Here is a 12,911-nt window from a genome sequence, read left to right as displayed (position 1 = left end):
AACATTCAGATCATATAAAGAAACCACTTATTAGATAAGTGGTTTTTTTATGCTGTTTTTCGATGTAAATAGCGAGTTAACTTGATAGATAAATCTAAAAGTATAATTTTAGAATTACCATTTCGCTCGATATGATACGACGCTTCATTAATTTCATTTAAAATATCTTCGATATTAGCTCCATGTATAAAAGGCGCAAAACCTTGCCATTTAAAACCTTCTGCATTAATTTGTAAAAAAACTAAATCATCAGATTGATACGTTTTTAACAAAGCTTGACGAAAAATCTCTGAACAATAATTCAAAAAATCTTTTTGTTCACTTCTCGACCAACTTGCAATTTGATTCGACCAATCAATCAAATCTTTTAAAACGGTTGGCGTTTTGGCTGCCATAAAGGCTTTTCGAACCCAAGTCACAAAATACTTATCGAATAAATGTTCGTCATCATTCAATTGATGCAACGCTTCTCGTACATTTCCTTGCGATAAAAAAGCGATATGTTGCGCTTTTTCTGGATTAATATTTTTCTTCTCAATTAGATAATTCTTTATATCCGATTGCGATAAACGAGGAATTTTAACCAATTGACAACGAGAAGTAATAGTTTGTAGAATCAAATCTTCACGTTCTGTTACCAATAAAAAAAGTGTTTTTTGAGGCGGTTCTTCAATTATTTTCAACAATTTATTTGCAGCTGCAGTAGTCATTTCCTCAGCTTGCCAAATAATCATGATTTTATAGCCTCCTTCGTAACTATTTAGCGCTAATGTTTTGACGATTTCATCCGCTTCATCAACAGGAATAACGCCTTGTTTTTTCTCAATACCAAGATGAGACATCCAATCCGTTAAATTTCCATAGACATTTTCGTCTACAAAAGTTCGCCAATCGTTTAATAAATACTTAGCAAGTGGCTTTTTTACACTTTCTGTTGCTGAATAAGGAAAAGAAAAATGTAAATCGGGATGTTGTAATTTATCAACTTTCAGATTGCATTGTTCGTTATTCAAACCACACAAAACTTCACGTGCATAAGCAATTGCCAAAGCCAAAGTTCCCGAACCTTCTGGACCAGAAAAAAGCTGAGCATGACTTATACGACCATCTTTTATAGATTGTTGAAGCTTGTTTTTAATCTCCTGTTGTCCAATTATATTTTCCCAAAGCATAGTCCAAAGTTACTATTTTTATTTTTCAGAATTTATCATACTTTTTAATCGATTGATTTCTTCTAAATTAGCAATTCCAGAATCATCAATCATCGCTGATGAATGAAAGTAAGTAGCGTTTGTATATGAATCAATTTCTTCAATATTTGTTGAGCGCAAACCACCTCCAGGCATAATTGTGATTTGATTTTCTGCTTTTTTAACAAGGTTTTTTAATTCACGTTTTCCATCATAAACATTACTATCTAAACCAGAAGTTAAAATAGTTTTGAATCCTAAATCAATCACGATTTGAAGTGAATTTTCGGCATCAGAAGTTCTGTCAAAAGCGCGATGAAAAGTACAAGGAAAAGGTTTTGCAAGTTCAATTAATTCATGATTTCGTTCAAAATCGATTTCGTTATCTTCATTCAAAATTCCAAAAACAAAACCATCAATTCTAAAATTTTTAATCATGATGATTTCAGATTTCATTTGTTCAAATTCTTCATCAGAATAACAAAAGTCTCCATCACGAGGGCGAATCATCACCATAATTTCTTTATCTGTTTCTTTTCTTAATGTTTTGATATCTTCAAAACTAGGTGTAATTCCGCCTGTTGAAACATCAGCACATAACTCGATTCTATCTGCATTTGATTTTGCTGCAACTAAAGCTGATTCTAAATTAAAGCAAGCAATTTCTATTTTTTTCATTTTGTAATAGATTTTCCGTCAATTAAACGATTTCCAGTTTCATCATAAACCGCAAAGTTAAAGCCAGGATGAATACAATATGAACCATATTCGCCTTGTTTGTTAATTGCAATAAAACCAACTTGAATCGCCGATAAATCTTTTTTACGCGATTTTGTTAATTTAATGATTCGATGAACAGCCTCCTTACATGCATTTTCTGGCGAATAACCTTGACGCATCAACTCCACAACCAAATGACTTCCCGCAATACGAATCACTTCTTCACCATGACCAGTAGCGGTTGCTGCACCAATTTCGTTATCAACATATAAACCTGCGCCGATAATTGGTGAATCACCAACACGTCCGTGCATTTTGTACGCCATTCCGCTCGTAGTACAAGCTCCAGAAAGATTTCCATAGGAATCTAAGGCAATCATTCCAATTGTATCATGATTTTCGATATTGATAGGCATCTGATAATTAGTATCTTTCAACCATTCTTTCCACTCTTTTTCGGAAACATCAGTTAATAAATTCTCTTTTTTGAAGCCTTTTTCCAACGCAAATTGAAGTGCACCATTTCCAACTAACATCACGTGTGGTGTATCTTCCATTACCTTTCGCGCAACAGAAATTGGATGTTTGATATACTCTAAACTAGCAACAGAACCAATATTTGCTTGATCGTCCATAATACATGCATCTAAAGTTACTTTTCCATCGCGATCAGGACGTCCACCATAACCAACACTTCGTTCATTTGGATCAGCTTCGACCAATTTTACGCCTTGCTCTACAGCATCTAAAGCTGTTCCATTATTACCTAAAACTTTCCAAGCTTCGGCATTAGCTTCAATTCCAAAACGCCAAGTAGAAAGAACAATTGGTTTATTGATTTTTGTTGAAGTAGTTGATCTTTTAGATGTAGTTTGCGCATTAAGATCAAGTTTTGTTGTACCTAAAAGTAAGCCTAAAGCTCCAAGATTTTTTATGAAATTTCTTCTATTACTCATGTGTTAATCGATTTCTAAATTGTGTTAAAACAAATATAATCCATATTATTGTATAACAGAATTTCTGTCAATCAAAACACTAAAAACTAATGAGATCAACTTTACTATCATTTATTCTGATGATGTTTTCATCATTAATTTTTGCTCAGAAAAATAATTATGCACAATATGTTAATCCGTTTATTGGAACAGGTGGACATGGACATACATTTCCTGGAGCGACTTTACCATTCGGAATGGTTCAACTTTCTCCAGATACTCGAATTGATGGAAGTTGGGATGGTTGTGGTGGTTATCATTATTCTGATGATTTTATTTATGGTTTTTCACATACACATCTAAATGGAACAGGAGTTTCTGATTATGGTGACATTATGTTGATGCCAACGCTTAATCAGAAAGGATTTAATCAGACTGATTATGGTTCTAAATTTTCGCATAAAAATGAAAAAGCAACAGCAGGATATTATCAAGTTTTGTTAGATAAATATAATGTCAATGTTCGATTAACGGCAACAACTCACGTTGGTTTGCATGAATATACTTTTAATAAAGCTGGTGACGCAAATATCATTTTAGATCTTAATCATCGTGATAAATTAGTTGACGGAGAAGTGAAAATTGTAGACGCTAAAACACTTTATGTTTACAGAAATTCGGAAGAATGGGCGAAGAATCAAAAGATTTTTGCCAAGATAGAATTTAATGTTCCATTGAAATTAACTGCTTCAAAAGACGGAAATATAATATCTAAAACATTTAAAGGAAATGAAATTGCCTTGGCTTTTGGTAAAAAAGTAAAGAAAGGTGAGAAGATTATGGTAAAAGTGACCTTATCTACAACTGGATATAATGGAACGGATGTTAATAGCAAAGAATTAACAACTTTTGATTTTTCTAAAACGAAAGCCGCTGCTGAAAAGGCTTGGGACAAAGAATTATCGAAGATTGAAGTGAAATCTTCAGATAAGAATAAACTAACTATTTTTTATACAGCGATGTATCACACGATGATGCAACCAAATATTTCGCAAGATTTGAATGGAAATTATCGTGGAATGGACGATCAAATTCATTTGGCAAATAATTTCGATTATTATTCGGTTTTTTCACTTTGGGATACTTTTCGTGCTGCGCATCCTTTGTATACCTTGATTGAGAAGAGAAGAACGATTGATTTTATTAACACATTTATCAAGCATTACGAACAAGGTGGACGTTTACCTGTTTGGGAATTAGCGAGTAACGAAACCGATTGTATGATTGGTTATCACTCGGTTTCTGTGATTGCTGATGCAATGGTAAAAGGTTTCAAAGGCTTTGATTATGAGAAAGCTTATGAAGCAGCAAAACATTCGGCAATGTTAGATCATTTGGGATTGAAAGCTTACAAACAAAACGGATTTATTTCGATTGACGATGAACACGAATCAGTTTCTAAAACATTAGAATATGCGTACGATGATTGGTGTATTGCGCAAATGGCATTGATTTTAAATAAACACGACGATTATAATTACTTTATCGAACGTTCTCAATATTGGAAAAATTTATTCAATCATGAGACAAAATTTATTCAGCCAAAGAAAAATGGAGGTTGGCTAAAACCTTTTGATCCGCGTGAAGTAAACAATAATTACACAGAGGCGAATGGTTGTCAATACACGTTTTTTGCACCGCAAGATATTAATGGAATGATTGATTTTTATGGTGGAAAAGATGGTTTTGATGCAAAATTAGATGAATTATTTAATGCACCATCAGAAACAACAGGTCGGGAGCAAGTGGATGTTACGGGACTTATCGGGCAATATGCGCAAGGAAATGAGCCGAGTCATCACGTGGCTTTTTTGTACAATTACATTGATAAGCCAAAAAAAACAAAAGAATTGGTTCATAAAATTTTGAATGAACATTACAAAAACTCGCCAGATGGATTGATTGGAAATGAAGATTGTGGGCAGATGAGCGCGTGGTACGTTTTGGCTTCGATGGGAATTTATAGCGTTACGCCAGGTTCGGGAATGTGGACGACTGTTGAGCCGTATTTTGATGAAATCACGATTAATCTAGAAGATGGAACGAAGCGTATAATCACGAAAAATAATTACAAAGAAAATCAATTTTTAGGATTTGAATTTTTGAAAGATAGAGAGATTAAACCTATTTCTGAAAGTGAAAAAATTGTAACAATTCCAGTTTTGGTTGCTGAAGACAGATCATTTCAAAATAAAATGAATGTTGAAGTAAAATCTTCTGAACCAAATGCGAAAATCTATGTTTCTGTGAATGGTAAAAAAGCAGAAATCTATAAAAAACCAATTTCAATCAAAGAAACAACTACAATTTCTTCTTTTGTGGAAGTGAATGGAAAGAAAAGTAAAACAATTTCTGGAACATTTACTAAGAAACCAAATGATTATACAATTCAGTTGAATTCTACCTACACACCGCAATATCATGCAGGTGGATATGATCAAAATTTTGATGCAATTGTTGACATGAAAAAAACGAAATCCGTTTCTTCGGTTGTCATGAATTTCTTGCAAGATTCTCGTTCTTGGATTGTCTTACCTACAAAATTAGAAGTCTATACATCGAAAGATAATCAGAATTTTAAATTGGTTGGAATGTTAGAAAAACAAGTTGATGCATTTGATAATAATGTGTTTTCTGATTCATGGAAAGTTCAGTTCAAAGCAGAAAAAGCACGTTATATCAATGTAAAAGCGACAAATTATGGTGCTTTCCCGAAAGGTCATTTAGCAGAACCTTTTCAAGGAAAATCCTATATTTTTGTTGATGAGATTATGATTAAATAAGATAATTTTTAAACTTATATAAAGAGGTAAATCAATACGATTTGCCTCTTTTTTCGTAACTTTATATTCGAAATTAAAGAAAATGCAAACAGAAATTTTAAACAAAACATTACAAAATCGTTCTATTAATCCGACTGCGATGAGATTGTTGGTCTTGGATAAATTGATGAATGCAGAAGTTGCGCTGAGCTTGGCTGATTTAGAAATTGAAATGGATCAGGCAGATCGAGTAACAATTTATAGAACCTTAAAAACTTTCGAAGAAAATAAATTAATTCATTCAATCGAGGACGGAACGGGCTCTATAAAATATGCGCTTTGCGAGTCGAGTTGCAAATGTACGCCCGAATTTACACATGCTCATTTTCATTGTAATAATTGTAATCAAACGTTTTGTTTGCGAAATATTCATGTGCCAGAAATCGATCTACCCAAAAATTTCAAGGCGGAACAATCTTCATTTATTCTGAAAGGAATTTGCGATCAATGTAAATCCTAAACTTTGCAACCAGATTGCAGCAATAACTTTATAATTTTGAAATATAAATTTTTGAATTATGTCTAAAGCTTGTTGTAGTACGTCAAATGACAAACATAAAGATACTCATGATCATAATCACGAAGGTCATGACCACGAACACAATAATAGTAAAATTTTATTAGGTGCCAGTTTAGCTATTTTCTTTGCCGGAATTTTTGTTCAATATGTTTTAAAACCAACTTGGTTTGTTGATAATCAAACTATTCGTTTGATATGGTTTGGCATTTCTTATATTTTAGTAGCATTTCCTGTTTGGGGAGAAGCGTTTAAATTAGCAAAAAAAATAGATTTCTTCAATGAATTTTCGTTGATGGGAATTGCGACTTTAGGTGCTTTCATTATTGGCGAATATCCAGAAGGTGTAGCGGTAATGTTGTTTTATACAATTGGCGAAATGTTTCAGGAAGCGGCGGTTAATAAGGCAAAAGGAAATATTAAAGCCTTATTAGATGTTCGTCCAGATACAGCGCATGTTTTACGAAATGGTAATTTCGAAACAATAAAACCACAAGATGTGGCAATTGGAGAAACAATTCAGGTAAAAGTTGGGGAAAAAGTTCCGTTAGATGGAATTATGATTTCAGATAAAGGAAGTTTTAATACTGCGGCTTTGACAGGAGAAAGTAAACCTTCAACGTATAAAACTGGAGAAACTGCTTTGGCAGGAATGTTAAATCTTGAAAATGTAATCGAAATTCAAACGACTAAAAAATTTGAAGATAGTTCGATTGCAAAAATTTTACAAATGGTTCAAGATGCAGCTTCTCGCAAAGCTCCAACTGAATTATTTATCCGAAAATTTGCAAAAATATATACGCCAATTGTTTTCTTTTTAGCGGCTGCTTTGGTGATTATTCCTTATTTCTTTGTTGATAATTACGATTTTAATGATTGGTTATACAGAGGTTTAGTTTTCTTGGTTGTTTCTTGTCCTTGTGCATTAGTAATTTCGGTTCCATTGGGTTATTTCGGAGGAATTGGGGCAGCTTCACGCAACGGAATTTTAGTAAAAGGTTCTAACTTTTTAGATTTAATGGCGAAAGTAAACACAGTTGTGATGGATAAAACAGGAACAATGACGGAAGGGGTTTTCGAAGTTCAAAAAATTGAAACTAATCTTCCTGAAAACGATTTTTTAAATCTTGTTTCGGCTTTAGAAAAGCAATCTACGCATCCAATTGCGAAAGCGATTGTGGCAAGTCATCCTTCAGAATTGAAAGCGATAGAAGTGGAAGAAATTTCTGGAAAAGGTTTGAAAGGAAAAGTTGATGGAAAAATAGTTTTAGCTGGAAATACTAAATTATTAGATCATTTCTCGATTCAATATCCACAAGAAATTCATGATATTGTAGAAAGTATTGTGGTGGTTGCAGTTGATGAAAAATATGCAGGATATATTACAATTGCTGATAAAATCAAGGAAGATGCGCAACAAGCAATTCAGAAAATGAAAGCTTTAGGTGTTTCGAAAACGATTATGTTGAGTGGAGATAAAAATACCATTACGCAAAAAGTTGCAAAAGAAGTTGGTGTTGATGAAGCTTTTGGTGGATTGTTACCAGAAGGAAAAGTAGAGAAAGTTGAAGCATTGAAAAAAGATCAAAATCAAGTGGTGGCTTTCGTAGGTGATGGAATCAATGATGCGCCTGTTCTAGCGCTTTCTGATGTCGGAATTGCGATGGGTGGACTTGGAAGCGATGCTGCGATAGAAACTGCAGATGTTGTAATCCAAACCGATCAACCTTCTAAAATTGCAACGGCGATAAAAATTGGTCGTGAAACAAAAAAGATTGTGATTCAGAATATCATTTTAGCAATGGGCGTTAAAATTATCGTGCTTTTCCTTGGAGCAGAAGGAATTGCCAATATGTGGGAAGCTGTTTTTGCAGATGTAGGTGTTGCTTTATTAGCAATTTTGAATGCTGTTCGAATTCAACGAATGAAATTTTAGATAAAAAATAAAGCGATCAATTGATCGCTTATTTTTTTATGTATAAATCTTTCATCAAATCTAAATCAACCTTTAAAATATCAGTTAAATAATTTTCGACTGAACCAAAATTCTTATTAATCGCTTCATAAGAGCTTTCCAAATATTCAGGTAAAACATCAATTAGATATTTATAATTCGGATCGATCTTTAAGATGTGTGCATATTTTTGTTCCAAAAAGATATTAGAAGCCAAGTAATCATCCATAATTGTATCTAAATCGACTTTCAAAGCAGATAAAATCATTGCTGTTGCAAATCCAGTTCGATCTTTTCCTGCAGTACAATGAAATAAAATTGGCGTTCTATTTTTATGTTGAATAATATCAAAAAAGCTTTTGTATTGCGTTTGACATGTTTTATCTAAAACAAAATCCTCGTAGATTTTACACATAAATTCTTTCGGATTTGAAATTCCAGCTTTGAATTGTTTCACTAAATTTTCGAAATGTCCAGAAGAAATATCCAAATGAACTTCGTGATTACAACTATTTGGAATGCGATCTTGATTTTTTAAACGTTCGTAAGTCGTGCGTAAATCAATAATTGTTCGAATTGGAAAATCGTTTAAAATCTCCAAATCATCATCTGTCAAATTTGCTAAATCATCAGATCGAATTAACAATCCTTTTCTAATGACTTCATTTTTTGTGTTAATTATTCCACCTAAATCTCTGCAATTAAATCCGCCTTCAAGTGGAAGAGTTCTTTGTCCGAGCGAGATTTCGCATAAAGTATTTTCCATTTTCTGTTCGTTTTTTAGGTTATTTTTAATATGTAAAAGTTAAGGTTAATTATTTAGTTATCATATTAAAATCGTATTAAAAAAAGTATAACTTTTTACTTTAACATTTTATTATTCTTATTCAATCTAAATTTACTTTATATTCGTATAGAATTAGAATAAATCTAAATAATCTGATGGGAGATAAAGTGAAAATTGCGAAGGAGAAGTTCATCTTAAAAAAGAAAGAATTTGTGACACCACATCTTATTCGCGTTCATTTGGAAAATGATGATGTATCTTTTTTTAAGGATACAACGTTGGGCGGAACATGTAAATTACTTTTTCCACCGCTTGGGATCCGTGATATTCACTATGCTGAGTATGATGAAGAGAATCAAAAATGGATTTCGCCATCAGAAAAATTTAAACCAGTTTCTCGTACCTATACGTTGCGCGATATTGATGCAAAAAACAATGTGATTGTGATTGATATTGCAAATCATGGATTGAATGGTCCAGGATCGCGTTGGGCAAATGAGGCGAAAGTTGGAGATATGATTGGAGTTTCGATGAAGTCGAAAAAAAAAGATTTGGCTCCAAAAACAGATTTCATTTTCTTGGCTGCAGATTTAACAGGCTTGCCTGTAATTTCAGCAATTATAGAGTCGCTTCCTGCTAAAACAAACGGAATTGTTTGTGTGGAAGTCCCAACAGAAGATGATATTCACCAAATTGAAACGAAAGCAAATTTAGAATTTAAATGGATTGTGAATCAAAATGTAGGAAGCGGAATAGCTTTATATAGTTTGACAAAAAATCAGAAATTTCCGAAACGCAAAGACGGAAAACGATTTGCTTATGTTGCGGGGGAATCTAAATCTGTAAAGGAAATAAAATCATTTTTTAAAGATGATTTAGAATGGAAAAAAGACGAATTTTATTGTACATCGCATTGGAAAGCAGGAAAAGCAGAGAAAAATGCATTAGAAAATTGTCACGATAAAATAGAACAAGAATTGTTGGTAAGAGTTTTCTAAAAACAAGAGGGATATTTAATCAAAAAGCTTTATCAGAAATGGTGAAGCTTTTTTTGTTATCTTTAAATTTCTAATTGCATTAAAATGAAGTATATCTTATTGTTGTTGTTTTCAGTTTCAGTTTTTGGTCAAGAAAAATTTAAAGTAGAATATGAAAGACGGAATTTTATTAATTTGAATGATCCGAATCCAGAATCGAAAAGATTAAGAGAGGAAATGTTTTCGAAACCAAAATATATTGCTCTTTCTATCGATGCAAATCAATGTCTTTCACAAGAAATAGAACGAATTGATAATTCGCAAGGACCAAAATATTCGATGAAAGTTTTAGGTGGTTTTAAAGATTTGGAAAGCTTTTATGATTTCGATACGAATTCAAAAATAATCATGAGAGAAATGGATTCCAAATTGTATAATATCTCTGATTCCATTGCAACTTATAAATGGAGTATTACGCGAGAATCCAAAAAAATAAAAGGTTATGATGTACGAAAAGCAGTAGCTGTTGACGCTAATTTCAACATAGAAGCGTGGTATGTTCCTTCGATAAAATCAAAATGTGGACCAGATGAATACAATGGTTTGCCAGGATTATTATTAGAACTGAAGAAAACTTCTTTGAAAGATGAAAATCAGTATACAACTTATAAGTTAGAATCAATTTCGATTGACGATAAGCTGAAACTACAAAAACCAACGAAAGGAAAAGTAATTTCGACACCAGAATTTGATAAAATTGAGAAAGAATATTATCAAAAAATACAAGAAAATATCAACAAAAAAACAGGAGTTGATAAAGATGATTAACAAAAAAACGGCTCAATTTTGAGCCGTTTTTTTGTTATTTTGATTCAATAATCGTAAACTTACTTATTAAGAAATTCATCAATTTCAGTGTGGTTATTCAACCAATCTTTTGCCATTTCGAATGCAGATAAATTTTTGCTTAATTCTAGTGGGTGTTCCTTAAGTAATTTTAAAAATTGTTGATTAATCAAATCAATTGTGTAGCGTTCCGCTTGATTAAGCTGTTGTTTTTCTCGGTTTGATGCGTAATAATTATTTTCATTAATAAAATTGAAATAATCATTGACCAATTCCCAAAGTTCAGGAATTCCTTTTCCGATTAATCCAGAACCGATAATTGATTTTCTTTTCCATTGAGAAGATTTGGTTGGTAAAAATTGCAATGAACGAACAATATCCAATTTTGCATCTTTCACTAATTTTTCTTGAAACGAATCTGATTTATTGACAAAAATTAAATCAGCCATTTCCATAATTCCTCGTTTTATTCCTTGTAAATCATCTCCAGAACCCGGAAGTTGAAGAAATAAGAAGAGATCTGAAATTTCATTTACTAAGGTTTCAGATTGTCCAACACCGACAGTTTCAATCAAAATATTTTCAAACCCTGCTGCTTCGCATAATAAAATTGCTTCATATGTACGTGAGGTAACACCACCTAAAGAACCGTTAGAAGCGCTTGGACGTATATAAGCATTCTCTTCTCGCGATAAGTCCTCCATGCGTGTTTTGTCGCCTAAAATACTTCCTTTTGAAAGGGAACTACTTGGATCAATTGCTAAAATCGCTACTTTTTCACCTTTACTTAGAATATATTTCCCCAAAGATTCGATAAAAGTACTTTTACCAACACCGGGAATTCCTGTAATGGCAATTCTTTTTGAAGTTTTGGAAACAGGTAATAAACTAATGATATGTTGCGCTAATTTCAAATCGTCTAAACGATTGCTTTCGGCTAGTGTAATAGCTCTTGATAAGGCAAAACGATCGCCTTCTTTTATTTTTTGAGCAAGTATTTCGGGGTCAATTTTTCGCATAAGACACAATCTTAGATTAAAGATAAAGTCTTAATTAAGAATAAAAAAATACAATCGAAATTTGTGAATGTATTTTATATAGCTCTTGCATTGATTGGTATAAAAAATAAAACAAATATAATTGTTTATATATTTTAAATTCAATTATATAAACTTCATTAATTCGTAATTATGAATTTTTTTGTTCCTCTTTAATTCTTTTTATAAAAGCAGAAGGAGATTCATTCATGATTTGAGTAAAAGTTGTTGTAAAAGTACTATGAGAAGCAAATCCGCAATCACTTGCTAAATAGCTTACTTTCGTGTTAATGTATTTCGGCTCATTTTGAAGTCGATTGACGATATAATTTACTCTCAATTCATTCAAATAAGAATTAAATTGCTTTTGACGATGAGTTTTAATGATTTCAGAAAGATATTTTGTATTCGTTTCAAATTGTTTTGATAATGAAGCAAGGTTAATATCTTTCTTAGTAAAGCCTTTATTCTTCTCAAATAACTCTAATTTTCGAAGTAAGTCATTCTCGGTTTTAGATGAAATGCTAAGGTTATTCGTTGGTTTTTCTTCAATCATAACCTCTGTTGGTGGAGTTGGAGAAATGATTTTATTTGTAACCTCTTCTTTGATTGGTTCAGAAGGAATTTCTTTAATCTCTTTTACAGAACTTATTTCTTCGACAGAAATCTCAGTTGATTGTTTAGTTTTTTTGGAAACAAAGTAAATAATTAATCCTAAGATAATTATCGCTGAAATTAATAATAAAATGATTAACCAAGTTTCCATTTTTTGTAAAATTTATATTCCGAATTAATAAAATAAAACCAATTGATAATCATTAAAATAATTGATTTTCAATGATTATACTATTTGTAAAAATACTCCGAAATTTTGAAATAAAAAAGGCTAACTTTTAAGAGTTAGCCTTTTTTTTGAAATTCATCTTTGCTTGGAGAACAACCACAGCCTTTTGAGCATCCGCCTCCTTTTGAACTAAATGAGTTTCTAATTAATTTTACAACATACCAAACTGCAAATCCGAAAAGGAAAGCGATAAAAATATATTGTATCCAAATATTGTCCATA

General features: G+C 32.0%; 12 protein-coding genes. 5 read left to right on the top strand and 7 right to left on the bottom strand.

Annotation, left to right across the window (positions count from 1 at the left end; all coding sequences use genetic code 11):
* Positions 1 to 47: 47 nt before the first annotated feature.
* Genes B2X73_RS10985 through B2X73_RS10975 form a run of 3 tightly spaced genes read right to left on the bottom strand, consistent with a single transcriptional unit; the run spans position 48 to position 2,866 of the window.
* Entirely contained in the window at positions 48 to 1,172 is a 1,125-nt protein-coding gene (locus B2X73_RS10985) for an ATP-binding protein (protein WP_221854121.1), read from the bottom strand.
* 18 nt (positions 1,173 to 1,190) lie between these two features.
* Positions 1,191 to 1,868 (bottom strand): copper homeostasis protein CutC, encoded by a 678-nt coding sequence (locus B2X73_RS10980; protein WP_221854122.1) that lies wholly within the window; start codon positions 1,866 to 1,868, stop codon positions 1,191 to 1,193.
* Entirely contained in the window at positions 1,865 to 2,866 is a 1,002-nt protein-coding gene (locus tag B2X73_RS10975) for an isoaspartyl peptidase/L-asparaginase family protein (RefSeq protein ID WP_114998363.1), read from the bottom strand. The genes B2X73_RS10980 and B2X73_RS10975 overlap by 4 nt, the downstream gene beginning before the upstream one ends.
* 89 nt (positions 2,867 to 2,955) lie before the next feature.
* Here B2X73_RS10975 and B2X73_RS10970 point away from each other — a divergent pair, with 89 nt between their 5' ends.
* From B2X73_RS10970 to B2X73_RS10960, 3 genes are all read left to right on the top strand, one after another.
* Complete coding sequence (locus B2X73_RS10970; RefSeq protein WP_286495456.1) at positions 2,956 to 5,688, top strand: GH92 family glycosyl hydrolase; 2,733 nt, start codon at positions 2,956 to 2,958, stop codon at positions 5,686 to 5,688.
* An 82-nt stretch (positions 5,689 to 5,770) separates the two neighbouring features.
* A complete protein-coding gene (locus B2X73_RS10965; protein ID WP_291096414.1) occupies positions 5,771 to 6,187 on the top strand; it encodes a Fur family transcriptional regulator in 417 nt (138 codons plus the stop codon).
* Positions 6,188 to 6,245: 58 nt separating this feature from the next.
* Entirely contained in the window at positions 6,246 to 8,180 is a 1,935-nt protein-coding gene (locus B2X73_RS10960) for a heavy metal translocating P-type ATPase (protein ID WP_286495453.1), read from the top strand.
* A gap of 28 nt (positions 8,181 to 8,208) precedes the next feature.
* Here B2X73_RS10960 and B2X73_RS10955 read toward each other — a convergent pair whose 3' ends face one another.
* Positions 8,209 to 8,964: a tyrosine-protein phosphatase gene (locus B2X73_RS10955; RefSeq protein ID WP_280050893.1), complete on the bottom strand. Its 756-nt coding sequence runs from the start codon at positions 8,962 to 8,964 to the stop codon at positions 8,209 to 8,211.
* Between the two features lie 176 nt (positions 8,965 to 9,140).
* Here B2X73_RS10955 and B2X73_RS10950 point away from each other — a divergent pair, with 176 nt between their 5' ends.
* Positions 9,141 to 9,983: a siderophore-interacting protein gene (locus B2X73_RS10950; protein WP_125349936.1), complete on the top strand. Its 843-nt coding sequence runs from the start codon at positions 9,141 to 9,143 to the stop codon at positions 9,981 to 9,983.
* 84 nt (positions 9,984 to 10,067) lie between these two features.
* Positions 10,068 to 10,790: a GLPGLI family protein gene (locus B2X73_RS10945; protein WP_291096412.1), complete on the top strand. Its 723-nt coding sequence runs from the start codon at positions 10,068 to 10,070 to the stop codon at positions 10,788 to 10,790.
* 59 nt (positions 10,791 to 10,849) lie between these two features.
* On the opposite strand, the gene meaB is transcribed toward B2X73_RS10945, so the two are convergent.
* The 3 genes from meaB to B2X73_RS10930 all read right to left on the bottom strand — a co-directional run bounded on the left by meaB (position 10,850) and on the right by B2X73_RS10930 (position 12,910).
* On the bottom strand, positions 10,850 to 11,827 hold the full coding sequence (meaB, locus tag B2X73_RS10940) for a methylmalonyl Co-A mutase-associated GTPase MeaB (RefSeq protein WP_125349934.1): 978 nt from the start codon (positions 11,825 to 11,827) through the stop codon (positions 10,850 to 10,852).
* A 169-nt stretch (positions 11,828 to 11,996) separates the two neighbouring features.
* Positions 11,997 to 12,611, bottom strand: a complete 615-nt coding sequence (locus tag B2X73_RS10935) for a helix-turn-helix domain-containing protein (protein ID WP_114998328.1) — start codon at positions 12,609 to 12,611, stop codon at positions 11,997 to 11,999.
* Positions 12,612 to 12,745: 134 nt separating this feature from the next.
* Complete coding sequence (locus tag B2X73_RS10930) at positions 12,746 to 12,910, bottom strand: FeoB-associated Cys-rich membrane protein (protein WP_114998326.1); 165 nt, start codon at positions 12,908 to 12,910, stop codon at positions 12,746 to 12,748.
* Between the last annotated feature and the right edge of the window lies 1 nt (position 12,911).

The sequence above is a fragment of the Empedobacter sp. UBA7252 genome (assembly GCF_002472765.1).
GTDB lineage: Bacteria > Bacteroidota > Bacteroidia > Flavobacteriales > Weeksellaceae > Empedobacter > Empedobacter falsenii_B.
The sequence above is the reverse complement of the archived record's forward strand: the minus strand, read 5'-3'. Positions and strand labels throughout refer to the sequence as shown.